This is a genomic window from Pseudoalteromonas sp. meg-B1 (assembly GCF_003173795.1).
In the GTDB taxonomy this organism is placed as follows: Bacteria; Pseudomonadota; Gammaproteobacteria; order Enterobacterales; family Alteromonadaceae; genus Pseudoalteromonas; species Pseudoalteromonas undina.
The window spans coordinates 433,532-455,961 of sequence record NZ_QGQU01000002.1; the positions used below are offsets into that span (position 1 = coordinate 433,532).

Annotated in this window: 21 protein-coding genes; 13 read left to right on the top strand and 8 right to left on the bottom strand. The window is 39.3% G+C overall.

Features of this window, described 5'->3' with window-relative positions; translation table 11 throughout:
* Window positions 1–37: 37 nt before the first annotated feature.
* The 6 genes from yegQ (at window position 38) to DK924_RS10430 (ending at window position 7,745) form a co-directional block, all read left to right on the top strand.
* The gene (gene yegQ, locus DK924_RS10405; RefSeq protein WP_109875097.1) at window positions 38–1,426 is read left to right on the top strand and encodes a tRNA 5-hydroxyuridine modification protein YegQ; all 1,389 of its coding nucleotides are present in this window, start codon (window positions 38–40) and stop codon (window positions 1,424–1,426) included.
* Window positions 1,427–1,440: 14 nt separating this feature from the next.
* On the top strand, window positions 1,441–1,686 hold the full coding sequence (locus DK924_RS10410; protein ID WP_055011536.1) for a YfhL family 4Fe-4S dicluster ferredoxin: 246 nt from the start codon (window positions 1,441–1,443) through the stop codon (window positions 1,684–1,686).
* 282 nt (window positions 1,687–1,968) lie between these two features.
* Window positions 1,969–2,688, top strand: a complete 720-nt coding sequence (locus tag DK924_RS10415; protein ID WP_109875098.1) for a Sir2 family NAD-dependent protein deacetylase — start codon at window positions 1,969–1,971, stop codon at window positions 2,686–2,688.
* A 154-nt stretch (window positions 2,689–2,842) separates the two neighbouring features.
* Window positions 2,843–3,658, top strand: a complete 816-nt coding sequence (locus tag DK924_RS10420) for a TlpA disulfide reductase family protein (RefSeq protein WP_109875099.1) — start codon at window positions 2,843–2,845, stop codon at window positions 3,656–3,658.
* A 241-nt stretch (window positions 3,659–3,899) separates the two neighbouring features.
* A complete protein-coding gene (locus DK924_RS10425) occupies window positions 3,900–6,827 on the top strand; it encodes a TonB-dependent receptor (RefSeq protein ID WP_109875100.1) in 2,928 nt (975 codons plus the stop codon).
* A 120-nt stretch (window positions 6,828–6,947) separates the two neighbouring features.
* Entirely contained in the window at window positions 6,948–7,745 is a 798-nt protein-coding gene (locus DK924_RS10430; protein WP_109875101.1) for a response regulator, read from the top strand.
* A gap of 37 nt (window positions 7,746–7,782) precedes the next feature.
* Here the strand turns inward: DK924_RS10430 and DK924_RS10435 are convergent, their stop codons facing one another.
* The 5 genes from DK924_RS10435 to DK924_RS10455 all read right to left on the bottom strand — a co-directional run bounded on the left by DK924_RS10435 (window position 7,783) and on the right by DK924_RS10455 (window position 14,098).
* Window positions 7,783–9,870, bottom strand: coding sequence for a bifunctional diguanylate cyclase/phosphodiesterase (locus DK924_RS10435; RefSeq protein ID WP_010389421.1), 2,088 nt, complete (start codon window positions 9,868–9,870; stop codon window positions 7,783–7,785).
* Between the two features lie 182 nt (window positions 9,871–10,052).
* Complete coding sequence (locus DK924_RS10440; protein WP_109875102.1) at window positions 10,053–10,730, bottom strand: SDR family oxidoreductase; 678 nt, start codon at window positions 10,728–10,730, stop codon at window positions 10,053–10,055.
* Window positions 10,731–10,786: 56 nt separating this feature from the next.
* Entirely contained in the window at window positions 10,787–11,785 is a 999-nt protein-coding gene (locus tag DK924_RS10445; RefSeq protein WP_109875103.1) for a DUF4382 domain-containing protein, read from the bottom strand.
* Between the two features lie 129 nt (window positions 11,786–11,914).
* Window positions 11,915–13,261: an N-succinylarginine dihydrolase gene (astB, locus tag DK924_RS10450; protein ID WP_109875104.1), complete on the bottom strand. Its 1,347-nt coding sequence runs from the start codon at window positions 13,259–13,261 to the stop codon at window positions 11,915–11,917.
* A gap of 348 nt (window positions 13,262–13,609) precedes the next feature.
* A complete protein-coding gene (locus DK924_RS10455; RefSeq protein ID WP_008468659.1) occupies window positions 13,610–14,098 on the bottom strand; it encodes a MarR family winged helix-turn-helix transcriptional regulator in 489 nt (162 codons plus the stop codon).
* A 129-nt stretch (window positions 14,099–14,227) separates the two neighbouring features.
* On the opposite strand from DK924_RS10455, the gene DK924_RS10460 reads away from it, so the two are divergent.
* The 5 genes from DK924_RS10460 (at window position 14,228) to DK924_RS10480 (ending at window position 19,696) form a co-directional block, all read left to right on the top strand.
* On the top strand, window positions 14,228–14,656 hold the full coding sequence (locus DK924_RS10460) for an organic hydroperoxide resistance protein (protein WP_109875105.1): 429 nt from the start codon (window positions 14,228–14,230) through the stop codon (window positions 14,654–14,656).
* Window positions 14,657–14,841: 185 nt separating this feature from the next.
* Entirely contained in the window at window positions 14,842–15,195 is a 354-nt protein-coding gene (locus DK924_RS10465) for a metalloregulator ArsR/SmtB family transcription factor (protein WP_008108943.1), read from the top strand.
* A gap of 22 nt (window positions 15,196–15,217) precedes the next feature.
* Window positions 15,218–16,231: an ArsJ-associated glyceraldehyde-3-phosphate dehydrogenase gene (locus DK924_RS10470; RefSeq protein WP_054201402.1), complete on the top strand. Its 1,014-nt coding sequence runs from the start codon at window positions 15,218–15,220 to the stop codon at window positions 16,229–16,231.
* A 15-nt stretch (window positions 16,232–16,246) separates the two neighbouring features.
* A complete protein-coding gene (arsJ, locus tag DK924_RS10475) occupies window positions 16,247–17,467 on the top strand; it encodes an organoarsenical effux MFS transporter ArsJ (RefSeq protein ID WP_109875106.1) in 1,221 nt (406 codons plus the stop codon).
* Between the two features lie 111 nt (window positions 17,468–17,578).
* Entirely contained in the window at window positions 17,579–19,696 is a 2,118-nt protein-coding gene (locus DK924_RS10480) for a methyl-accepting chemotaxis protein (RefSeq protein ID WP_109875107.1), read from the top strand.
* Between the two features lie 64 nt (window positions 19,697–19,760).
* Here DK924_RS10480 and DK924_RS10485 read toward each other — a convergent pair whose 3' ends face one another.
* The gene (locus DK924_RS10485; RefSeq protein WP_010389407.1) at window positions 19,761–20,348 is read right to left on the bottom strand and encodes a TetR/AcrR family transcriptional regulator; all 588 of its coding nucleotides are present in this window, start codon (window positions 20,346–20,348) and stop codon (window positions 19,761–19,763) included.
* A 111-nt stretch (window positions 20,349–20,459) separates the two neighbouring features.
* Here DK924_RS10485 and DK924_RS10490 point away from each other — a divergent pair, with 111 nt between their 5' ends.
* Window positions 20,460–21,002: a carboxymuconolactone decarboxylase family protein gene (locus DK924_RS10490; RefSeq protein ID WP_054201398.1), complete on the top strand. Its 543-nt coding sequence runs from the start codon at window positions 20,460–20,462 to the stop codon at window positions 21,000–21,002.
* A gap of 75 nt (window positions 21,003–21,077) precedes the next feature.
* Here DK924_RS10490 and DK924_RS10495 read toward each other — a convergent pair whose 3' ends face one another.
* Window positions 21,078–21,608: a hypothetical protein gene (locus DK924_RS10495; protein ID WP_054201397.1), complete on the bottom strand. Its 531-nt coding sequence runs from the start codon at window positions 21,606–21,608 to the stop codon at window positions 21,078–21,080.
* 48 nt (window positions 21,609–21,656) lie between these two features.
* Between DK924_RS10495 and DK924_RS10500 the strand changes: the two genes are divergently transcribed.
* Window positions 21,657–22,016: a DUF1294 domain-containing protein gene (locus tag DK924_RS10500; RefSeq protein ID WP_010389404.1), complete on the top strand. Its 360-nt coding sequence runs from the start codon at window positions 21,657–21,659 to the stop codon at window positions 22,014–22,016.
* Between the two features lie 48 nt (window positions 22,017–22,064).
* Here the strand turns inward: DK924_RS10500 and DK924_RS10505 are convergent, their stop codons facing one another.
* A complete protein-coding gene (locus DK924_RS10505; protein WP_010389403.1) occupies window positions 22,065–22,409 on the bottom strand; it encodes a PEGA domain-containing protein in 345 nt (114 codons plus the stop codon).
* Window positions 22,410–22,430: the final 21 nt, after the last annotated feature.

Consider the following 22,430-nt stretch of genomic DNA (forward strand, 5'->3'; position numbering starts at 1 on the left):
CAACCGACTTGAACTCGGTTCGATGTATGGAGCGCACATGTCAGCAGTTACTTCTTCAACCCCGTTTATTCCTGAACTACTTTGCCCAGCAGGTAGCTTAAAAAACATGCGTTATGCCTTTGCCTATGGGGCAGACGCTGTTTATGCAGGCCAACCTCGTTACAGTTTAAGGGTTCGCAACAACGAATTTGATTTAGATACATTACAACTAGGTATTAACGAAGCACATGCGCTAAATAAAAAGTTTTATGTAGTGTCTAATATTGCCCCACACAATGCGAAAGTAAAGTCGTATTTACGTGATATAGAGCCAGTAATTGCTATGAAGCCGGATGCATTGATCATGTCCGATCCGGGTTTAATAATGCTAGTACGTGAAAAATGGCCTGATATGCCAATTCATTTGTCGGTTCAAGCCAATGCAGTTAATTTTGCAAGCGTAAAATTTTGGGCTAAGCAGGGGATTGAACGGGTAATTTTATCTCGTGAGTTATCGCTTGAAGAAATAAGTGAAATTCGCTCTTTATGCCCAGAAACAGAACTAGAAGTATTTGTCCATGGTGCTCTGTGTATGGCCTATTCAGGGCGCTGTTTACTCTCAGGCTATATTAATAAGCGCGATCCTAACCAAGGCACGTGCACTAATGCGTGTCGTTGGAAATACGATGTTAAACCTGGCACTGAGAACGAAACCGGTGAAATGGTACATAAAATCGATCCTAAAACGGTTATACCTACGTTAGGTGAAGGCGCGCCAAGTAACGATGTATTTATGCTTGAAGAGCAAGGCCGCCCAGGTGAATACATGCCCGCATTTGAAGACGAGCATGGTACTTATATCATGAACTCAAAAGACTTACGCGCCGTGCAATACGTAGAGCAGCTAACAAAAATGGGGGTGCATAGCTTAAAAATAGAAGGGCGTACTAAGTCATTTTATTATGTTGCGCGTACCGCTCAGGTGTATCGTAAAGCGATTGACGACGCCGTTGCAGGTAGACCATTCGATGCTGATTTATTCAAAACTCTTGAGAACCTAGCGCACCGTGGTTACACCGAAGGATTTTTAAAGCGCCACGCCCACCAAGATTATCAGAATTACGAATACGGCCATTCAGTTTCTACCAAGCAGCAATTTGTAGGTGAAGTACTTGGTCGTAATGTTAATGGTTTAGTTGAAATAGATGTAAAAAATAAATTTTGTGTTGGTCATTCATTAGAGCTAATGACGCCAAAAGGCAATATTAGCTTTACCCTTGAGAGTATGGAAAACAAAAAAGGCGAAAGTATTACTGATGCTAAAGGCTCTGGCCATATCGTAAAAATTCCAATGCCTGACACTATCGATTTAGAGCACGCCATACTGATGCGCAACTTGGATGAAAACCAAGATACCCGCAACCCTTTCAAACAAGCTGTTTCATAATAGAGAGTTTAATCATGGCTTTACTCATAAACAGCAAATGCATTAACTGTGACATGTGCGACCCAGAGTGCCCAAATGAAGCAATTTATATGGGCGCTAAAATTTACCAAATAGACCCTGAAAAATGCACAGAATGTGTGGGTCATTACGACAAGCCTACGTGCGTGAGCGTATGCCCGATAGATTGCATAAAGCCCGATCCTAATCATCGAGAAAGTGTGGACGAACTGGCTGAAAAGTATGTGAGGTTGGTAGGTTAGTTGCTCAATAAGTAGATTAACGATCTGTTTTTATTAGAAAGCTAAGTGCATTGTAACTAATTAGTTGCTGTGATTGTTGTTATAGTTCTCAATATCTCAACAATTAAAGAAGGCTTTGTAGTGCACTTGAGCGAAACTAAAAGTATAAAGAGTTTCTTTGGTACCCGTGTTTATTTAAGTTAATGGCCGTAGCTTAAAATAATTTAATAGCAAAAAAAGTGAAGCCTCAAATATACAGTGTCATAAAGTATTATAGGTTTATTGAAAATAAGAGATGGCTTTATGAATACATTATACATTACAGGTGCAGGAGTAAGTGCTGCTAGTGGTATTCCTACTTTTCGTGGTGAGGATGGTTTTTGGACTATTGGTAGTAAAAACCATACGCCGATGGAAATGGCCACTCGTGCAATGTATGAAAATAATCCAAGTGAGTTTTTAGCTTGGTATTATCATCGCTTTGCAACTTACCGTAATCATGGCCCTAATGAAGTGCATCATTGGCTTAGTGATAAAAACTTAATTACCCAAAATATTGATGGGCTAGATGGTAAGGCGGGTAATAAAGATTACATTGCGATTCATGGTCGGCTTGATCAAATGACGCTGTTTCATCATCAGGGCGATGATGTCACACCACAAGCGACGTTATGGAGTAATGTTGATGAGAGCAACTTACATCGCTCTCTACTTGAGTTATTCAATATTGAAAACCATCAGCCAAAGCTTAATCATTCTTTAAAGCCCTTTGTATTGTTATTTGATGAATATTACACTGAGCTTTATCGTATTAGTGAAGCACAATCGCGGATGCTTACGGCTGATAAAATGGTATTTATGGGGACCTCTTTTAGTGTAAACATTACCCAAATGGCACTAGAGATTGCACGTAATTATGCTATTCCAATTGAAATTGTTGACCCTGAACCTACTCATGTACTGCACTCAAATGTAAGTTATAAAAAAATGACTGCATTGGAGTACATACAGCAACAAGGTTAACTAGGTAACTAGGTTATATATTGCTGCTGGTATACATAATTTATTATGCGTTATTAATAATCAGTACAGCTTACATTATGTTATTGTTGGCATTTAATTCACGCTGGTACTCGTTATTTTAGGTACTTAAATACATTATAAGAAGTCGGTAGCAATGTTAAGTATTTCTCTAGGGCCTTTGGTTATTTCTATTTCACAGTTAATTATTTTTTTAGGGTTAGGCATTTTCTGGGGGCTTACCTATTTATTGACGCGTCAACACCCATTACAAAAAGCGATTTTAGACACAGTCTTTAAAGCGATTGTTGTGGGCTTTCTAGTCTCGCGTTTAGCGTTTGTGTTTACCATGTGGGATGCCTATCAAGGTAACTGGTGGCAGCTTTTTAATATTAGCGACGGTGGCTTTATTGGTTATTATGGCTGGCTCAGCGGTATAGTTGTTTTAGCGTTTTATGCGCGTGGTAAAAAAGCGGTAATGAAAAACTACGCTATTGCTGGGTTTGTAGGTTTTTGTTCAATGATTATTCCTAACTTTGCGCTGTCTATTTATCAAACGGGTGTGCAGTTACCACAGTCTGTTGTGCATAACATTCAAGGCCAGCAAGTTAACTTACAAAGCTTTAAAGGTAAGCCGGTGGTGATTAACTTTTGGGCGTCGTGGTGTCCGCCGTGTCGAAAAGAAATGCCGGTACTGCAAGCGGCTCAAAAAAATAATCCAAACATTACAGTGGCGTTTGTCAATCAAGGCGAAGACTTACACACGGTAAAAGCGTTCCTTAATGATCAGCAACTCGACCTAAACCATGTGTTTTTTGACCAAAGCAGTAATGTGAGTCGCGAATCAGGTGCAGCGGGCTTACCAACCACTTTGTTTTATAATAGCCAAGGTGAGTTAGTCACCAGTCATATGGGAGAGCTTTCTCATGCCAGCTTAGGTTATTATATTCAGGCTATTAGTGATAAAAAATAACAGTGCCTGTTGTTTGATCTAGTTACTCCTTCCTAAGCAGCTAAATAGTTATTTTGCTGCTTAACTTCTTGTTTATATTTGAATTGACTATTTATTGACAAGACATTCAGTTACTCATCAGTTTGCATTAACAAGCTATTAAGCTTGGTTATGTAAAATACAGCTACTTTTTTCGTACCATCTTTAGCTAGTACGATCATCTTTAAGTATTAACTGTATTTTAAATGGAACTGTTAAAACTATGACCGCTCATCGGAAAACCAACGCTTCACATCACTCACTCCCACTTTTTATTAAATCAACGCTGTGCATCTCTATTTTATCTGTGATTAATCATGCATATGCTGATGAAGCAGCAGATAAAGCATTAAAAAGCAAAGATATGGAAGTAATTGAGGTACGCGGTATCCGTTCCAGTATGGCGGCTAATTTAGATATAAAGCGTTTGTCTAGCTCTGTGGTTGATGCAATTACAGCGGAAGATATTGGTAAGTTCCCTGATAAAAATGTCGCAGACTCATTACAACGCGTACCAGGGGTAGTGATTGACCGTGACGGAGGCGAGGGCTCATCGGTTAGTATTAGGGGGTTATCATCTGAACTCACCTTTTCTCAGCTAAATGGAAATTTTATTGCGTCATCACCAGGCGAGCCATCTCGTTCGTTTGATTATGCATTACTCCCCTCAGCCATGATTGAAAGCGTGGAAGTGTATAAATCACCAGAGGCACGTTTAGATGAAGGTGGTGTGGGCGGCACGGTATTAATGCATAGTCGTAAACCGCTAAGTATGGATGCAAACTCAGGGGTGATTAATATTGAAAGCACTTATGCCGATGTGACTGAAGAATCTGAACCGCAAGTAACCGCACTTTATTCTTGGAAGAACGATGCTGATACTTTTGGTGTATTGTTTGGTTATACCTCACAAACACGCACTAACCGAACTCTTTCGGGTGGCACTGATGCAAATGTGTGGCGCTTTATTGGTGAAAACCCGGCAGATGTCAATGGCGCACCGATTGAAAACAATAATCAGTGGGGCTCAGTAAGCGATTCTCAGGGCAATAATTATGACAATGTCTGGTTTCCTCAAGTGGTTCGAGGCTCAATTGTAAACGAATTACGTGAGCGAGAAGGGATACAATTTAGCACGCAGTGGCGCCCAACTAGCCGAGTAGAAATTGGTTTTAACTATTTTGGATTTTCACTTGATAAAAATAGAACTGAGTCGGTGATTGATATACCTGAGTGGTCTTTAAATCCTGACTTTTTAACCGATGTAAGTTTGGATGAGTCGGGCACGATAGTTAATGGAATGCAATTTGATGCAGCTGCAAGTGGCATAGAAAATGATATGCAATTGCCGTGGATGCGAGGCAGCTATGTGCGTGAAGAGTCAACCTCTGACACTTTTGATCTCAACTTAACCTACGAAGGTGATTACTTCAAAGCCCGTTTTGTGGCGGGTAATACACGTTCTGAAGGTGGCCCGAAAGAGAGTTGGGAAGCAGCCTATAAAAGTTCTAACGCGGGTGAAAATGAAAACCACATAGAAAATGCCGCGCAAACAGCGGGTTGGAAAATTAATGAGAACGATATTAGTTTAAATATAGATCCAAATACGTTAGCTAACTTACTCAATGGTGTGGGTGGTGGGCGCGATCCGGGTTCGTCAAATTCAAGTTTTGTGCGTAGTGAACTTGAAGAAGATTACTACCAAGCTGATTTTGATATTTATACCGATTGGGGCATTTTAAGAACAATTAAAACTGGGGTTAAGTATCGAGAAGCTACGCTTCACCGCGAAACCGGTAATACCTTCTTTTTGGATCCTAATTTTGATATTGCCGCAGCAGAAGCCAGTAAGGGTGGGATCACGCGCTTTGATAGTTACCAGTGGAATAACGGTATGCCACTAGCACAAGATGTGTTTATCAACGAAGGTAATATTGCGGGTGGTTTTAATATAAACCAAATGCCCGGCATTGATTGGGATAAATACCGCGATATTGTGACCAGTCATTATGTTCCGTATACGCGTAAAGAAGATAATTTCATTTATGATATTGAAGAGCAAATAGCGGCATTTTATTTACAAGGTGATTTTGAATTTGATAGCGTGCGCGGTAATTTAGGGGTACGTGTTGTACGCACGAAAACCATGACATCATCAACCGATCTATACACATATTTGCTGGATCATACTGACGATGAAAGCGGGGAGGCGGTAACCGGAGACGATAGATTTGTTGAAGATTATCAACTCATTACTCAAGAGAATACCGATACCCAAATTTTACCTAGCTTTAATATTGCATGGGATGCCAGCGAAGATATTGTTGTGCGCGGCGCTATTGCAAAAGTAATGTCTCGCCCTGATTATGCCGATTTAGGTGCGCAACAACGCATTACGTTTGTTTCAGATGAGTGGGCCGACGACAGAGCTGAATTTAATGAAATTCCGGGTTTTAGTGGCAGTGGCGGTAATAAAAACTTAAAACCGTTTGAGTCGGTGCAAGCGGATTTATCTATTGAATATTATTACAGCGAAGGCTCTGCCGTTGGTTTAGCACTATTTCATAAAACTGTTGATAACTTTGTTGTTCCCTTAGTTATTGACGTACAACAAGATTTTGCAGGTAAAGAGGGCATAGTTGAGGCAGGAAATATTACTGTGTCGCCATATAGCACTGTAGGCAATGGCACTGATGCTGTATCTAAAGGGGCTGAAGTATTTATACAGCATGCCTTTGATAGTGGTTTTGGTTTTTATGCAAACTACACTTATAACAAAACCAATAAGGCCGATGTAGAAGTAGATGGTAAAGAGTTTGGTAAATCGCCTTTAATTGGCAGTGCTAAGTACCAATACAATACCTCGATATATTATGAGGGAGATGCTTTTAATATTCGTGCTTCTTACAACAAGCGGGGTGAAACCGTGTTGGGTTTAAATAGTGGTTTAAACGTGTATCAAGACCCATACGAGCAAGTTGATGTAAATGCATCAATTACTTTATTAGAAGACTTGAGCCTAACAGCCGCTGTGATAAATTTAACTAAATCTGAGTCAGTAACCCGATTGGGTAACGATACAGAGTCTCGGTTATTAAACTCAAGCTATTCGGGTAGACGATATTATGCGGGCATAAACTATCGTTTTTAAGCTGAGTTTGTTGAGTTTAGGTAAACAAGCTGTTTTGTTGCTGTTTTAGCTTTTTCTTGTAGGTTATTACTTTATAATGAGCATTATAAAAATTATTTAATTAATATTAACAGGATTGAAATGAGTGATTTAACGGCAATAGCCAACTTATCTATTTTATTAGTTGAGCCTTCTGAAGTGCAACAAAAGCTAATAAAAAAATCACTGGCTCAGTGTGGTGTTACACAAATTGAAACGGCCAGCACTCAAGAAAATGCGCTGGCCGCTTTATCAAAGTATCACCCTGACTTAGTGATCAGCAGTATGTATTTTAGCGACGGTACTGCAGACTCTTTATTACAGGCAATACGCAGTAACAGTAATACTGAGCAGCAGGCGTTTATGCTGGTGTCGAGCGAACGTAATAAGCGCCATTTAGAGCAACTTAGGCAATCGGGCGTATTAGCTATTTTACCTAAACCGTTTAATGCCGACGAGATCACCCGTGCGCTTAAAGCGACTCTGGATATTATTAGCGAGCAAGAAGTGGAGCTAGAGCACTTTGATGTCACTTTACTTCGTGTGTTGGTGGTTGATGACAGTCGCTTTGCACGAAAACATATAATACGAGTGCTAGCGGGAATGGGTATTCCTGAACCTGTAGAGGCTGAAGACGGTAAACAAGCGATTGAAATGCTTAATAATCAATCATTCGATTTAATTGTTACAGATTACAATATGCCAGAAATGGATGGTAAAGAGTTAACTGAAACCGTTAGAAAATCGAATACGTACTCACATATTCCAGTTCTGATGGTCAGCTCAGAGGCCAACGATACTCATTTAGCTAATATTGCTCAAGCCGGGGTGGATGCCATTTGTGACAAACCATTTGAACCTGCAACGGTGCGCGATTTGCTTTTTAAAATCATGAGCTAACTCGCAGCTGTAAAAGCACTTTTTAACTAAAGTGCTTTTAAGTCGCTTTGCAGTAATGTAATGAAAAATTAAGTAACTTGGCACCAGATAAGGGCTTACTTAAATAAAACCCCTGAGCAATATCGCAGTTTAGCTCGTTGAGTAAATCTAGCTGCTCTTTGGTTTCTACTCCCTCTGCAACTACTTTTATTTCTAGGCTGTGTGACATAGCTATGGCCGCTTTTACTAAATTACAGTCGGCCTTGTTATCTGTTATCCCTGCAATAAAGCTACGGTCAATTTTTAGCACATCAAAAGGGTATTCTCGTAAGTAACTTAATGATGAATAGCCTGTGCCAAAGTCGTCCATTGACAGTTTTATGCCCAGCTCATCAATTTGCACTAAGGCATCATGAATTGAGGCTTGGCTATTCATTAGTACCCCTTCGGTAATTTCCAGCTCTAAGCATTCATTATTAATGCTATTTTTATGTAGAGTATGTTTAATTATATTAACCAGTTCCGGATCTCTGAATTGGCGCGGCGATAAATTAATCGCCATGGTATAGTTTTGCTGGTTAATTGATTGCCATTCATTCAAAAAGCGTAAGGCTTGTTGAAGAACAAATAAACCAATAGGCGCAATCAAGCCTGTTTGCTCTGCAATGGGAATAAATTCATCAGGGGTGATTTCCCCTAACACTATATTATGCCAACGTAGCAAGGCTTCAGCGCCAATGATGGTGTTTGTTTTTACATCTATTTGCGGTTGATAATAAAGCTCAAATTCGTTTCGCTCCAGGGCTCCATGCATTTGCTCTTCTATTTCAAAACGCCGGCGCATAGCAACGTTCATTTGCGGGGTAAAAAAAGAGGAGGTATTGCGCCCCATCGCTTTTGCTTGGTACATAGCGGTGTCGGCATTACGTAACAACACCGAGGCACACGTACCGTCTTTGGGAGAAATCGCAATACCAATACTTAATGTCAGTATTAAGTCTCTGCCTTCGAGCTTGAAGGGTTTTCTAAATGCTTGAAGTAATCGCTCAGCAATTGCTAAAGCATCATTTTCATCGTTTAAACTGGATATTAAAACAATAAATTCATCCCCCCCTAATCGACCGACAGTGTCATTTTGCTTTAGTGTTTGCTGTAATCTAGCGGCTGCTGCAATTAACAGTTTATCGCCTACTTCATGCCCTAATGAATCATTCACTTTTTTAAAGTCATCAAGGTCTAAAAAAAACACTGCGGCTTTTTCATGACTCTTTTGTACTTCCATTAATATTTGTGACAAGCGATCTAAAGACAAAAAGCGGTTAGGCAAATCGGTTAAGCTATCAAAGAGAGCCTGATGACGGATCAATTCTGCTGAGCGGTGTGGTTCGCTAATATCACGGATAATCACCATGATTTGGTTTTTTTTGGGCAGTAAGCGCAATCTCGCCTCATAATAAATTACGCCTTCAGGCATGCTCAATTCATATTCAAAACTGACCATACTATTTTGAGCTATTGTTTTTTCTATATGAATTTGAAATTTTTCCGCTACTTTTTCAGGCAGTACATCAATCATTTTTTTACCAATAAACTGCTCAGGTGAAATATACAGGTCCTTACTATTATTAACATGGTAATCAGCAATGATGCCATTTTGCTCTAGTACAAAAAATAAGTCGGGAATGGCTTCAAAGATAGTTTTCAACATACTGGCATTAAATGTGGCTTCTGCTTGTGCCTTGTGAACCTCAGAAAGGTCAATATCAATACAGTACATTTGTTTGGTATTGTATTGATTAGTAAACATAACATGGCTTGAAAATACAGCCACATCATTACCCTCTTTATGTTTGAGGATAAGCTCTGAGGCGGGAATTTCAATATCATGCTTAATCCAATTACTATGGGCTTCAATTACGGGCTCTCGCATTGGTGTGGGTATTATTAAATCTTCGAGTTTTTTGCCAATGGCTTCCTGTTGCGAATACCCATAAAGCAATTCACTGCCTTTATTCCAATAAATTACACGCCGTTGCTCATCATAACCTTGCACCGATATAGAATCGACTGCATCAAATAGTTGATGCAACGGATCATTAGTAACATATTGATGGGCTGGCATATTATGGGCTTTATGGGGATCCATTAAATGGGTTCCAGTTATTGAATTACTTTATTTATATATTAGACATAAAGTTGAGATTTAGCATGGTAAGGGAGGTTTGAATGTGTGACTTTTCATTGATTTAGTCGAAAGTAATTTTAACAAAGCACAATTAAGTACTTTTAAAGCAAAGGCCAATAAAGATTGGCCTTTGGATTATCTTGTTAGTTGGTGGGCATTAAATAGATTTCGCGTACGCTATTACGCTGGTTGGCCTCAATAGCAAATAATACCGCATCGGCCACATCTTGTGGGTCGAGCTTATCGGGTTTTGCTTCATCAAAAAAAGGCGTATTTACCATACCTGGCGCAATAGTGGTACAGCGACCATGCCAGGGTTTCATTTCCTCTGCTAAATTTTGACCAAAGCCATGTGCAAACCATTTAGTAGCACCATATATAGAGCCGTCAATGGGTCTTCTTCCTGCTGCAGAGCTGGTTAAAATAAAATGCCCTTGGTTTTCACGTAAATGAGGCAAGGTGAGTTTTGCGGTCCACAACAACGCTTTAATGTTAAGATCAACCATGGCTGACCACTCTTGGGGATCGCCATTCTCTGTGCCTGGTGATGACACACCCATGCCCGCGTTAGCGAATGCTGCGTCTAATCGCCCAAACTTTTCAATGCCCTTACTTACTACACTCTCAAGCTCGCTAAACTGAGTGGCATCGGCTGAAACGCTAAATGCACTTTCATGGCCTAACTCATCAACTAGTTTATTGAGTTTATCTTCACTGCGCGCAGTTAATATTACTTTGTGACCATTATTAACTAATGTTTTAGCGGTCGCCTCGCCAATACCACTAGAGGCACCGGTAATTAAAATTACTTTATGTGTCATAGTTCCTCCAAAACAAAAAGCCCGCAGGTGCGGGCTAGAATTTATAAAGTTGATGCTTACTGAGCAATATCAAATGTCACTTCGGTATCTTCACCGGCTACAACCGCCACCGGCTTAACTTGATATAGGGTAAACGCTTCATCTTGTAGTTCGGCATCATCAATATGCGCGTTACAGGTATAACCTAGCTGATAATCGCCAGGCGTAATAAATGCTAGTTCAAATTCATATTGGCTAGTTCCATTGTTAAGTACCACATTTGCAGTAGCCAATGGTGCGTCTACAGGGGTTTCACCCTCAGTGACTTCGTAATTATCAAGTGGTTGCTCTACATCACTGTTATACAAGTAAACAGCATGGCCGAATGAACCATCTTCAGCGGCAACCTCAATGTTATCGGTTTCACAATTTGCATAAAGTGATTCGCTTACTGTACCTTCAATATCTTGTGACTCAGCAAGGTTTTCAAGACGAACTCCACGTGGTTTTAATACTATTTCGTTACCGCTTTGTGGCGCAACTAACGATTTTTTAAGATCAAATTCAAGTACAAAAGTGTTGTCCGTTTGATTCAGAGTAAAACCATCAAGTTGAATCTCACCGATTCCGTCATTGCCTTTTCGTTTTACGATTAACGGTGCAATGCTGTCATCTTCATAAACAACATGCGAAGTTTCGGTTAGGTTGTTTATATCACCATTAATTACATCAGCACGTATCCACGCGTATTCACCTGCAGGTACGTCTTCGCCCTCTAGTAAGGAAAAAATATCATCGCCAGTGTAATCCAATAAGTTAACCATTTCAGCTTTGGTTAAATCGCTGGCTTCACGGGTTTCGAAGCTAAAATCTTCGCCACCTTGTGAACGAAGGGTGATAGAGTCAAAAACTACATTAACCGCTTTTAAGCCTGTTACTGGCGCATCTGAAACTCCTAAACTGAACGTTGATTTTTGCGGATCGGTAGGAGTAATAGGGGAGTCATCATTTGATGAACCACAACCCGTTAATGCTAATAAGACGGCGCTACTAAGTAATGTTGATTTTAAGTTCATGTTAGGTTTCCAAATACTTTAAAGTATCACTCAGTATAGATACAAAAACTTAACCTAAATTGAATTAAAATTATTAATTACAGGAAGAAGATTTAAATACTGTGTATCTTCCCCCTATAAAAAAAAAGCTTAGGCTTCTAATTGGAAGGGATAAACTGATCCCAAGCTCAGTAATTGTGTTAACTCATCAAGGGCTTGGTAGCTTTCGGTAAGTAAAGCAGGGTCTGCAAAGTCGTTGGCACCAAGCTTATCGCGGTAATGGCGCGTAGCCCAATCACATAATTGAGTATACTTTTGCTCATTTAAGATCACATCAGGATTTACCGCTGCTAATTCGTGGCTGTTTAATGCAACTCGTAATCGCAAACAAGCAGGCCCACCACCATTTTGCATACTTTGGCGCAAATCAAAAAACTGCACTTGATTTATGGGGTTATCGGCAACAATTAGCTCTTCAATATACGCTTTTACATCAGGGTTGCGCTGGCATTCTTGTGGGGCAACGAGCAGCATTGCATCGTCATTCATGCTAACCAGTTGGCTATTAAATAAATAGCTACTGACAGCATCTTGAATACTCACTTTGCTGGTTGGCACCTCAATAATATAAAGCTGTTTGTTACCTACATAGGCTTCGCGGATATCGTCTAATGCTTGCGTTTGGTTTAAAAACGCCTGTTGATGGCATAATAAAACATTGGCGTTACCCACTGCAATTACATCATTATGGAACACTCCTTGGTCAATCACATCAGGGTTTTGTTGTAATAGTATTTGGCTGGTATCTTTTATATTGTGCAATCGACAAATGGCTTCAGACGCTTCCAAAGTTTGCCTTGCAGGGAACTTAACGGGCTTAACAAGTTTACTGTTAAAGGCACTTGCACCAAATACAAATAACTCTAGCCCGGTTTCACCATGGCTGTCGCATAGGCGGGTATGGTTTGCTGCGCCTTCATCGCCAAAAAAACCTTGCTCAGGTAAGTGTGTATGATGTGCAAAGTATTGCTCGTTATTAAACATTGCTTTAAGCAAACGTGTCGTCGTATTTGGCTCTAAAGAGCGATGAAATTTATTATTCAGGTTAGCCGCAGTAAAGTGCACTTTGCCATCGTTAGTATCAGGGGAGGGAGATACTGTAGCAGCATTAGCTGTCCACATGGCAGAGGCTGAGTAACAGGCGCGCAATAAAATAGGATCAGCTTTAAAAGCTTTATTAATGACTTGCGCATCGTTGCCAGTAAATCCTAAACGGCGAAGTACATTTAAATCCGGGCGAGCATGAGGAGCAAACACCCCTTGGGTTAAGCCTTTATCATGCATGGCTTTCATTTTAGCCAGGCCCTGCAATACAGCTTCTTGCGGATTTGAAAAACTCGCCGCGTTATTTAACGAAGCAACATTACCATACGACAAACCTGCGTAGTTGTGAGTAGGGCCGACTAAGCCGTCAAAATTAACTTCTAAAGCATGCATACACGTTCCACTAACCAATTAAATAGTCTTTTACAATACAACGCTATGAGGTAGCTTGCAAAGTCTGTTCAAAAATAGTTTAACGCGAATAGATACGCTCTTTTTCACTGGTGGTATGCGTATTTGTTGGCTCATTTACTTGCCACACTGTGATATCTAAGCGCCATAAAAAATAAAGAGTGTTGTATAAATTAGACATAACTTTTCCTTGGTGTTGCTAACGTCATTAAGAGAGAAGGAAGAAGTATGCCAATTGTTAATTGAATATTTTATGAATAATAATCAATAAGTTAATTTTTTATAACTAAACTATAAAAAAGCGTAAGCACCACATTGGATAAATTTACGCTAGGTTTGCACTAACTTGGGACTGTCTTTAGCATCGACACTTTCATCTTCAGTCTGGGTGCTTAAGTCGCTAACGATTAAATCGAGTAACTGCATTAATTGCTGTGCTTGGTTAGTGTCGATACTGTCAAATTTACAGAAAATTGTTTTTGGAATATCAGCAGCTTTAAGTTTTAAAGATTGGCCGGTGTGAGTCAATTGCACCAAACGCTTACGCTTATCGTGTTCGTCCTTTATAACGTTAAGCAATGACTTGCTGGTCATCTTTTTTAATATTTGAGTAAGCGCGCCACCATCAATTGCGGTTTTATCTATTAACTCAGCGATGGTTACTTCATCTTGCTCCCAAAGCGCCATCATAACAACATACTGAGGATAGGTAAGGTTAAGCTCTGCTAGAGGCTCCCGATAGGCACGGGCTATGCTGTTAGACGCCATATATAAACGATGGCATAACTGATTTTTTAATTTTAACTGTTCAAACGACATCGTTTTATCCTCATTTCAATACAAAGCATTTTAGTTTGCATGCAAAGTATTTGCAATCAGAATTTAGTTGCTCTATTATTTTGTATACAAAGTAACTAGTGTGAAAATTTTAAACCTTAGGAGTTCACTATGAATGTATTACAAAATGTAGCTTATACAGCAAAAGCAACGGCAACAGGCGGACGTGAAGGGGTAGCTAAATCAGATGATGGTCGTTTAGATGTTAACTTATCAACGCCTAAAGGGTTAGGTGGTGATGATGGGCAAGGCACTAATCCAGAGCAATTATTTGCAGCAGGGTATGCAGCGTGTTTTATTGGCGCACTTAAATTTGTAGCCGGTAGCGAAAAAGTTGCATTACCAAGCGATACTTACATTAACTCTGAAGTGTCTATTGGTGCTATTGAAGGTGGTTTTGGTATTGCTGTAAAGCTTGCTGTATCACTAGGTGATATGGACAAAGCAGCGGCGCAAGAGCTAGTAAAAAAAGCACATCAAGTATGCCCATACTCAAACGCAACACGCGGTAATATTGAGGTAGAACTTTCAGTTATTTAATTTACCTCTTTATATTGTTTATAAAAACACGCCATGAGTGATCATCGCGTGTTTTTTATTCGCTACTATATCTATAAATGAATTGAAAATAGATAAATTCACTTACATTCGAAATTTCATATATTCACTATTCCATATGTTTGTTTTTTGTTTTATTGTATGTGCATAAACCAAACGAGGACGCTATGGAACAACTCAACCCACTACAGTTTTATAAATGCTTAGCTGACGATACGCGCTTAAAAGCCATGCTGCTAATTAGCCATGAGCAAGAATTATGTGTATGCGAGCTTGTGGCTGCCCTTGAGCTTAGCCAGCCTAAAGTATCTCGTCATTTAGCCCAGCTTAGGCAATGTGGCTTATTGAGCGATCGTAAGCAAAATCAATGGGTGTATTACAGTATTAATAAAGCCCTACCAGAGTGGGCTGAAAATGTACTAGCACAGACCCGTAGCGCTAATATTGAATTTTATAACGATGATTTAAATCGACTCAATGCAATGGGTAACCGCCCTGAGCGTGCAGCAAACTGCTGTTAATTAACTTTTAAAGGTATTTATTATGACAATTAAAGTAGGGATTAATGGTTTTGGCCGTATGGGGCGCTTAACATTGCGTGCTGCACTTGATTGGCCTGAAATTGAATTTATTAAAATTAATGATGTTGCTGGCGATGCTAAAACGCATGCACATTTACTCGAATTTGATTCAGTACATGGGCGTTTGGCACACAATGTAACAGCATCAGCGCACAGCTTTAGTGTAGGTAAACACACCATTGATGTAACTAATAATAAAAACATTGATGATACTGATTGGTCAGATTGCGATGTAGTCATTGAAGCCAGCGGTGTGATGAAAACCACCGAATTATTAAATCACTACCTAGCTCAAGGTGTAAAACGTGTGGTAGTGACTGCACCGGTGAAAGAAGACGGTATTTTAAATGTAGTGATGGGCGTAAATGATGATTTATATAATCCTGATGAGCATAAAATTGTTACAGCGGCATCATGTACAACAAACTGTTTAGCGCCAATTGTTAAAGTACTACAAGAAAAAGTGGGTATTAAACACGGCTCTATGACTACTATTCACGATATAACTAACACCCAAACTATTATTGATGCCCCACATAAAGACTTACGTCGAGCTCGCTCATGTGGTACCAGTTTAATTCCCACCACAACAGGCAGTGCTACGGCTATTACGCATATTTTCCCTGAGCTTAAAGGGAAACTTAATGGCCATGCTGTTCGTGTACCACTTACTAATGCATCAATTACCGACTGTGTATTTGAGCTTGAACACGGTGTTACGCAAGATGAAGTAAACGAGTGGTTTTATCAGGCTGCAGAGGGCACATTAAAAGGGATTTTAGGTTATGAAGAGAAGCCACTTGTGTCTATTGATTATAAAACCGATCCGCGTAGTTGTACTATTGACGCGCTTTCTACCATGGTGATTAATAATACCCAGCTTAAATTATATGCTTGGTACGATAATGAGTGGGGATATGCAAACCGTACCGCCGAACTTATGCTAAAAGTAGCAAAAAGTGATGTAGTTAATTAGCCCAAGGTATTAACCATGTTTGCTCAACTTAGTGATTTACCTCAAGCGATAAAACAATATTTAATTATTACCGGTAATTATTGGGCGTTTACTTTAACCGATGGGGCGCTGAGAATGCTGGTGGTGCTGTATTTCCATCAGCTAGGATATGATGCACTTGCCATCGCTATGCTGTTTTTGTTTTATGAAGTGTTTGGGGTGATCACTAACCTAGTGGGGGGGTGGCTTGGCGCGCATTTAGGCTTAAATAAAACCATGAATATTGGCTTAGGCATACAGCTTGTTGCCTTAGCTATGTTATGTGTACCTAGTGATTGGCTGGGCGTTTTTTACGTTATGGCTGCACAAGCGCTCAGTGGTATTGCCAAAGATTTGAATAAAATGAGTGCTAAAAGCGCAATTAAGTATTTAGTGCCTGATGACGAAACAGGGCAAAGTAAACTATATAAATGGATTGCGTTACTAACCGGTTCAAAGAATGCGCTCAAAGGCATAGGCTTTTTTTTAGGTGGGTTACTATTAACTTTAGTGGGTTTTAAAGGCGCATTATTTGTCCTGATTGCTTTATTAGGCGTTGCTTGGTTGGTTAGCCTTATTTACTTAAAAGGTGATATGGGTAAAGCCAAAAATAAGCCTAAATTTAAGGAGTTATTTTCAAAATCCAGAGCCATTAATTTACTCAGTGCTGCGCGATTATGTTTATTTGCTGCACGTGATGTATGGTTTGTAGTTGCGCTACCTGTTTATTTGGCCGCTCAGTTTAACTGGGATCATTGGTGGGTAAGTGGTTTTATGGCACTGTGGGTTATTGCCTATGGAGCTGTGCAGTCACAAGCCCCTAAAATAACTGGTAATTCGGCTAATAAAATCGATGTGCTTAATAAGGCATACTTCTGGGCCATTGCTTTAACGGGGGTGACTTTTATATTAGCAGTGCTCATGCAGTTTAATATTGCTATTCATATTAGTTTGCTCATCGGTTTGTTAGTTTTTGGTGCTGCTTTTGCGGTTAACTCCTCTTTGCATAGTTACCTTATAGTCAGCCTTGCTAAAAGCGATGCAGTATCATTAGATGTGGGTTTTTATTATATGGCTAATGCAACCGGTCGACTGGTTGGGACAGTATTCTCAGGATTAGTGTATAAACTATATGGATTACAAGCTTGCTTGTGGGTAAGTGTTAGCTTGCTTTTTGTTGTTGTGTTAGTGACTCTGCGACTAAATAAGCAAAGTTAAATGGTCGTTGGCTATGAGATTAAGTTATCCATATTATTTTAAAATAATTAATAATATGTTGTTTAATTTGGTCTAAACTAAAAATAAATAAGTAAAGCAAGGTAGTTATAAATGCGGGAAATAGCGTTAGCAAAAAAGTTATTATGGATAAGCGTCGGAAGTATACTTTTAACGGTAGTACTATTTTCAGGCATACTTTGGTCTAAACTCTCATCGAGTAATGCCAACACTTCTGCAGAAGCTGAGACTCTAATTGTTAATGAGGTGGATGGGCGATTAACAGCAAATGCAGCCGCCTATGGTGAAAAAATTGCCGCCTTTATTAATGAAGCTTACCGAATACCTTTTTCACTTGGTAGTATTTTAGAAGATGCCGATAAAGCCTCAATAAAGCGTGATTCAGTTGTTTCTTTAAATCGTTCAATATTAGAAAGTAATGATGTTATTTCCTCTATTTATTCACAGTTTGAAAAAAATGGTTTTGATGGTAAAGATAGTGAATTTACTCAAGGATACAATCACTCTGTTGCCGGTGCTGGAACATTAGAAATTTATTTTACCAAAAACAGCAATGGTTTGGTTGAGCAACAGGTTGTGGAAGACGCGGAAGAAAAATACGCGGATAAAATAAACGAATTTGGTTTACGTGAGGCAGAGTGGTACTTGTGTGCTAAAGACAAGCTAAAACCATGCATTATGGAACCCTACTTGTATGAGATTACACCGGGTTACTCAGAAATGATGACCTCACTTGTTGTCCCTGTTATTAAATCAGGCAAGTTTGTAGGCGTTACAGGGGCGGATATAACTTTACCTGTATTTCAAAAGCTAACAGAAGAGCTTTCAAAGGCGCTTTACGATGGTAAAGCAAAAGTAACGTTACTTAGTCATTTGGGTTTAATTGTTGGTACAAGTCATTACAAAGAAAAATTAGGCCGTCCACTAAAAGAAGCTGTTAGCGATAAAAGTTATGAGAGTTACAAAGCACTAAAAGGCACTAAAGGAATAAACAAACAGGGCGCTGAAATAATGGTGTCTTACCCGATTGAAATTAAGCTTGCTGATGTGAAATGGATGCTGCTAATTGAAGTACCCGCTGAACTTGCCTTTGAAGGACCTATTCAATTAACTGCTGGCATGTCTGAGGCTGCAAAAGAGCTGGGTGTGATTATTTTGATCACCGGGACTGTAATTGCGGTATTGGCATTTATAGTAATGAAGCTTGTAGTAGGCAGTGTTGTGGCTCCTCTTAAACAAATTCAGGAGCGGGTTGATAACTTAGCAAGCTCTGAAGGTGATTTAACACAAACTCTGCATGTTGATACTCACGCTGAGCTTATAGCTCTGGCTGGAGGATTTAATAAGTTTCTATCAAAACTTCGTGAATTGATCAGTGAGCTTAAAGCGGTCTCAGATCAAACCAAGCACCAAGGTGAAGTTACCTCAAATATTGCGGTAGAAACCAAGCATAATGTGCAAGCACAGTTTAAAGAAATTGAAAGTGTGGTTACTGCAATGAACGAAATGAGCGCGACAGCACTTGAAGTGGCAAAAGCTTCAGAGCAGTCGGCGCAACAAGCTGATGAAATTAACACCTTAGTGGTTAGTAGCGAATCGAGCTTATCATCGGCTATGTCGCAAGTTAAAACCATGTCTGAAGAAATTAAAGAAGCTAATCAGGCAGTAGAAAAAGTAGCATCGCGTAGTAATGATATTACTCAAATACTTGATGTGATCCGAACTATCTCTGAGCAAACTAACTTACTAGCACTAAACGCAGCTATTGAGGCTGCACGAGCTGGGGATCACGGACGTGGTTTTGCCGTTGTTGCTGATGAGGTTAGAGCTTTAGCATCTAAAACGCGCTCATCAACCGATGATATTAGTAGTTTAATCGATAGCTTACTTTCAGAAGTGGGTAATGCATCAACTGTTATCGAAAAAGGTGTAGTACGCGCCGAAACTGCAGTAGATGAAACCTCAACAGCTTTTGATGCACTGCACAGTGTGGTTGTGAAAGTAGATGAAATAACCAATCAAATTACCCATATTGCAACGGCTGCTGAAGAGCAAAGCTTAGTCACCGAAGAAATAAATCGCAACTTGACGATAATTTCTGATGCTGCTTCACAGCTTTCTGATTTATCTGCTCAAGCAGGCGATAGCAGCGAAGAGTTAAATAAACTAGTTGCGCAGCAAGACTCTGAGCTTAATAAATTAAAAACCTAGACGTTGAACTTGGGTTTTAGATTAAAAAGGCAGCTAACTTTATTAGCTGCCTTTTTATTTTAAGCTAAAGACTCTTCATGAGTGAAAACATGTTTTCGATCATTGGTTTGGCCAACTTTTCTACATTTGGTCGATTAAAATAACTACGTAAGCCAGTAAATTGTATTTGGAAAAAACGAGCATAATCTATAGCCGAGGTATTTCCACTTAGCTCTTTATTAGCTATAGCGTTTGTAAATAGTTCAGTAAGGTAATGTTCAAAGTCTATCATCAGCTCTACGCTGATTTGATAAAGATAGCTGTCTTTATCAACAAACTCATTATTTGCCTTAACTAACATGCAGATAGAACTTGGAGTATGACTTTGTGAGGAAATAACAACATATTCTACAAAGTCTTGCAGTGCTTCAAGAATACTGCTGCATGATACTAAACGTTCATCTATTAAGCTTTGCATTTGTTTGGCATAATTTTTTATCGCTTCACAATATAAACCTTCCTTAGAGCCAAATGCCGCATAAATGCTGCCTGGACGCATATTAATTGCATCTTGTAAATCGCGGGTAGATGTAGCATGAAAGCCCTTCTCCCAGAATAATTGACTAGCGGCATAAACAACTTGCTCGCGTTCAAATTTAACTTTATTGGCCATGATAGTTTCTATTAAATTGAGCAACTGTTCAATTTTAACTTGAGCGATCGCTCAAAATCAAATAGTATGTGTCTCGATGTTACTTAAAACTATTTTTAATTGGAGTTAGTGATGGCCGAATTTACCCTATACACACAAGAAAATGCATCAGAAGAAGCACAACCTCTATTGGCAGACTCTATTGCTGCTTTTGGTATGTTACCCAACCTTCATGCTGTAATGGCTGAGGCGCCAACCTTACTTAAAGGCTACCAAGTACTGCATGAGCTATTTCAAAAAACATCGTTTAACGCAGAAGAGCTAACAGTGGTATGGCAGTCAATTAATGTTGAGCACGAATGCCATTACTGTGTACCAGCACACAGCGCAATTGCCGCTTCAATGAGAGTTGATCAAGGTATTGTTGATGCGCTAGTTAATAAAACGCCACTGGAGGATGTAAAACTTGAAGTTCTTCGTGAAACAACCCTTGAGATGACACGCGAACGAGGTGTGCTAAGCCAGTCACAGCAGGATAAGTTTTTTGCCGCTGGCTATACAAAGCAACAGCTTTTAGAAATTGTATTGGGTCTTGCGCAAAAGGTGATGAGTAATTACACCAATCATCTTGCAGATACGCCAGTGGATGATGCGTTTAAGAAATTTGTAAAATGATAGGTTAGCCACTATTTAGCCATTAAGTTATATCGATTTAATGGCTAAATAATTTTTATATAAAGATGAAGCTGTTTATTTAAATTTAACGTCTTTATTACTGCGATAGTAAGTGCGAACTTCTGGTTTAGTCCATTCACCTTTTTTTAAATAAGAGGTAGAAACAACAAACTGTTGGTCTTTAAATTCACTGGTTGATTTCACTTTAGTGATCCCTTCTTGGCTACCTGTAACATCTTCATAGGCCACAAATTGTGTTGGGCTCAGTACTTTCATGACGCCTTTAGTATAAAAGCCAGCTGTTGTGAAATAATAGAAAACAAGTGACTGTTTTTTACGATCATAGAAAATCATTGATTCCCCTCCATACTCACCCTCATTAATAGAGTGTGTAGTACGAATGGCTTTACCATTAAGTACGCGCTGCCATTTACTCACATCTTGAATGTTTGGCTCACCTTTTTCGGTATTAAAATCAGCTTGCCAAGTGCCTAAGTAGGGCGTGAAAATCGCAAGTTCTGGTGCTAGTGACTCTGTTTTATTATTCGCTAGAGTGCTAAATATAGATAGCGATAACAGCAGCATCGCGGCCTTTAAATATGTCATAATTAACCCGAGTGTTTATTTATTATTCTTATTATAGGCGATTATTTTTTGATAAAAAGTACCTTAATTATATTTTCGAGCGTGTTTATAGCTTTACTATGGCTTGCTTATTTAAATCATAAAATTGAGATGTTCGTACCGATATATATTTCACTACTCAGTGGTATTACATTTTTATATTATGCGTGGGACAAACGAAAAGCAGTACAGTCGAATCGCAAGCAAGTAAGTCGTATACCTGAACGACATTTACATCTCTGTGCTCTATTGGGAGGATGGCCTGGTGCACTTATAGCGCAGCAGACTTTAAGGCATAAGTCACAAAAGCGTGTATTTATAGTGATATTGTGGCTGTGTATAGCGGTGAATTTAAGCTTGGGTAGTTATGTATGGTATGTTTATTATTAATGTTTAAATGCCTTTATTCATTAAAGGCATTTCACTTTTTTAAACAGTCTATTGCGCTGATTGGCTTAACTGTTTTTCATCGAGCTCTATAGTTAAAATGGTTTTTTTATCAACCGTTACCCATTTTCTATAAGTTACATAGCCCGCTTTACTTACTTCAATATCATATTTACCAGCATCTAGTTCAATTGCATCTTGATATACAGGCACTATATTCATTATCCGTACTCTAGAATCTGCTGGGTTAGTAATAACCGTAAGTGATATTGGTGCACTTTCTTCGCTCACTTGAGGGGTTGGCTCAATAACGACATCTTCAGTTTTGCTGGTTTTAGATGTTGCTGAACAGCCTGAGAGTATGAGGGCTGCAGCTAGTAAGCTTAAATTTTTCATAGGTACTCCATTAATTATAAA

Excerpts from the sequence above, each read along its gene's own strand:
- DK924_RS10465 (WP_008108943.1), top strand. The coding sequence starts at position 14,842 with ATGGAACAACTCAACCCACTACAGTTTTATAAATGCTTAGCTGACGAT.
- arsJ (WP_109875106.1), top strand. The coding sequence starts at position 16,247 with ATGTTTGCTCAACTTAGTGATTTACCTCAAGCGATAAAACAATATTTA.
- DK924_RS10440 (WP_109875102.1), bottom strand. The coding sequence starts at position 10,730 with ATGACACATAAAGTAATTTTAATTACCGGTGCCTCTAGTGGTATTGGC.
- DK924_RS10415 (WP_109875098.1), top strand. The coding sequence starts at position 1,969 with ATGAATACATTATACATTACAGGTGCAGGAGTAAGTGCTGCTAGTGGT.
- DK924_RS10425 (WP_109875100.1), top strand. The coding sequence starts at position 3,900 with ATGACCGCTCATCGGAAAACCAACGCTTCACATCACTCACTCCCACTT.
- DK924_RS10435 (WP_010389421.1), bottom strand. The coding sequence starts at position 9,870 with ATGGATCCCCATAAAGCCCATAATATGCCAGCCCATCAATATGTTACT.
- DK924_RS10460 (WP_109875105.1), top strand. The coding sequence starts at position 14,228 with ATGAATGTATTACAAAATGTAGCTTATACAGCAAAAGCAACGGCAACA.
- DK924_RS10470 (WP_054201402.1), top strand. The coding sequence starts at position 15,218 with ATGACAATTAAAGTAGGGATTAATGGTTTTGGCCGTATGGGGCGCTTA.
- DK924_RS10505 (WP_010389403.1), bottom strand. The coding sequence starts at position 22,409 with ATGAAAAATTTAAGCTTACTAGCTGCAGCCCTCATACTCTCAGGCTGT.
- DK924_RS10490 (WP_054201398.1), top strand. The coding sequence starts at position 20,460 with ATGGCCGAATTTACCCTATACACACAAGAAAATGCATCAGAAGAAGCA.
- DK924_RS10410 (WP_055011536.1), top strand. The coding sequence starts at position 1,441 with ATGGCTTTACTCATAAACAGCAAATGCATTAACTGTGACATGTGCGAC.
- DK924_RS10430 (WP_109875101.1), top strand. The coding sequence starts at position 6,948 with ATGAGTGATTTAACGGCAATAGCCAACTTATCTATTTTATTAGTTGAG.
- astB (WP_109875104.1), bottom strand. The coding sequence starts at position 13,261 with ATGCATGCTTTAGAAGTTAATTTTGACGGCTTAGTCGGCCCTACTCAC.
- yegQ (WP_109875097.1), top strand. The coding sequence starts at position 38 with ATGTCAGCAGTTACTTCTTCAACCCCGTTTATTCCTGAACTACTTTGC.
- DK924_RS10445 (WP_109875103.1), bottom strand. The coding sequence starts at position 11,785 with ATGAACTTAAAATCAACATTACTTAGTAGCGCCGTCTTATTAGCATTA.
- DK924_RS10455 (WP_008468659.1), bottom strand. The coding sequence starts at position 14,098 with ATGTCGTTTGAACAGTTAAAATTAAAAAATCAGTTATGCCATCGTTTA.
- DK924_RS10495 (WP_054201397.1), bottom strand. The coding sequence starts at position 21,608 with ATGACATATTTAAAGGCCGCGATGCTGCTGTTATCGCTATCTATATTT.
- DK924_RS10485 (WP_010389407.1), bottom strand. The coding sequence starts at position 20,348 with ATGGCCAATAAAGTTAAATTTGAACGCGAGCAAGTTGTTTATGCCGCT.
- DK924_RS10480 (WP_109875107.1), top strand. The coding sequence starts at position 17,579 with ATGCGGGAAATAGCGTTAGCAAAAAAGTTATTATGGATAAGCGTCGGA.
- DK924_RS10420 (WP_109875099.1), top strand. The coding sequence starts at position 2,843 with ATGTTAAGTATTTCTCTAGGGCCTTTGGTTATTTCTATTTCACAGTTA.